Below are 2,212 nucleotides of genomic sequence, written 5' to 3' on the forward strand. Positions count from 1 at the left end.
GAGACTTCGACATCATGACGACCTTGTCGGACAGGAAGACGGCTTCGTCGACCGAATGGGTGACAAACAACACTGTCTTGCGGTCACGCTCCCAGATGTTCAAGAGATCGTTCTGGAGGCGCGTCCGGGTGTGAGCGTCAAGCGCGCCGAATGGCTCGTCCATCAACAGGACTTCGGGATGGTAAGCGAGCGTCCGGGCCAGTGCCACGCGCTGCTTCATGCCGCCCGACAGCTCCTTGGGATAGAAGTTCTCGTAGCCCTTGAGACCGACCATCTCGATCAAGGCCCGGCTTTGCGCTTCCGCCTCAGTCGTCCTTACGCCTTGCTGGCGCGGACCGTACATCACGTTGCCCAGCACGGTCTTCCAGGGAAACAGCGCGAACTCCTGAAACACCGGTCCGCGATCGGGGCCGGGCCCTGTGATCGCTTTACCTTTCATCTTCGCCGCCCCGCGCGTCGGATTGACGAAGCCTCCAACGATGTAAAGAAGCGTTGACTTGCCGCACCCGGACGGACCAAGGATGGAGACAAACGCTCCCTCTTCGATCGTCAGGGAGATGTCCGATAACGCCACATGATCCTTGCGCGCCGAGGTCTGAAAAACCTGCGAGACGCGGTCGATCTCGATGATCGCAGAAGCCGGCTGTTGTGGCGTCACCGGTCTCACCCATTCGCTCGATCTCGAAGGCACTACCTTCATCCCGTCTCTCGCCTCACTCGGACGCGAACATCGCGCAACTGACCTGCTGAATGTCCTCCATCAGCGACAAGAGCTTAGCAAGAAACTTGCCAAGCAAGTGGTCGTTTTCGCACGGGCGTAGCGCATCATTCGAACCAGGGCCATTCTGCCGGGCCCTCATGCGTAACTGCTCCACCCGGTGCCTGGCCAACCAGACGCGCATATTTCGCGAGCGCTCCGGCACGATGACGCGGCGGCCGCGGCTTCCAATTGCGTCGTCGCGCCGCGAGTTCGTGCTCGTCGACCAGCACGTCCATGCGACGGCCGGCCGCGTCGATCCGGATCCTGTCGCCGTCGCAGACAAGCGCTAGCGGGCCGCCAACAAATGCTTCGGGGGACACGTAACCAACGCACATGCCGCGGGTTGCACCGGAAAACCGTCCATCCGTGATCAAAGCAACCTTCTCGCCCATACCCTGACCGTAGATCAGTGCGGTGACGCCGAGCATCTCGCGCATGCCGGGACCGCCGACCGGCCCTTCGTTGCGGATCACCAGCACCTCGCCCGCCTTGTAGCTGCGGTCGCGTACCGCCGCGACGCAAGCTTCCTCGTCCTCAAACACCCGCGCCACGCCCTCGAACAACTGGCTCTTCAGACCTGCAACCTTGATCACCGCACCGTCGGGACAGAGATTTCCCTTCAGTACGGCCACGCCACCGTCGGGCATGATCGGCGCACGTGCCGCGTATACGACCTCCCCATCGGGCGCGTTGGCCGCGCCATACTCTTCCGCAAGCGTGCGGCCGGTGATGGTCAGACAGCTGCCATCGATGTGTCCGCTTTGAATGAGCTCGCGGATCACGACAGCGGCGCCGCCGATATCGTAGACATCCTTCGCTGTGTACTTACCACCGGGACGCAGGTTTCCAATCAGCGGCGTCCTGGCAAAGACCTCCCCGACATCGTCGATCGTGAATGCGATGCCGGCCTCGTTCGCGATCGCCGGCAGGTGCAGTGCGGCGTTGGTCGAACCGCCCGTCGCGGCAACGATTGCGGCGCCGTTCTCCAGAGCCTTCCGCGTCACGATGTCGCGCGGCAGCGGTCCGCCGCGCTCCAGCATCTCCATCACCAGCCGCCCGGCACGCCGGGATATCTGCGCCCGTTCGGCATAAACGCCGGGGACCATCGAGACGTTGGGAATGGTGAGGCCCATCGCCTCCGACACCATCCCCATCGTGTYCGCGGTGAATTGGCCGGCACAAGCTCCGATCGTCGGCAGACACGCACGCTCGATGCGTTCGAGCGTGGCCCCATCGATCTCTCCGGTCATGAAGCTGCCGACGGCCTCATAGGAATCGAGCACCGTTAGAGTCCGCCCATCGACGCGGCCCGGCAGCGCGCTGCCGCCATAGATGAAGATGGATGGCACGTTGCAGCGGACCATTCCCATCATCACGCCGGGAAGCGTCTTGTCGCATCCGCCGTACCCGATCAGCGCATCGTAGGCCAGGCCATGAACGACGGCCTCGATC

2 protein-coding genes are annotated in these 2,212 nt (G+C 63.0%); both read right to left on the reverse strand.

Annotated features, from left to right (window positions below):
• The coding region (locus ACXJL8_RS39325) for an ABC transporter ATP-binding protein (RefSeq protein WP_456686840.1) at positions 1-700 on the reverse strand (700 nt) is incomplete at its 3' end.
• A gap of 125 nt (positions 701-825) precedes the next feature.
• On the reverse strand, positions 826-2,212 hold a 1,387-nt coding region (locus ACXJL8_RS39330; protein WP_456686841.1), incomplete at its 5' end, for a dihydroxy-acid dehydratase domain-containing protein.

This window comes from Bradyrhizobium sp. P5_C11_2 (genome assembly GCF_054049755.1).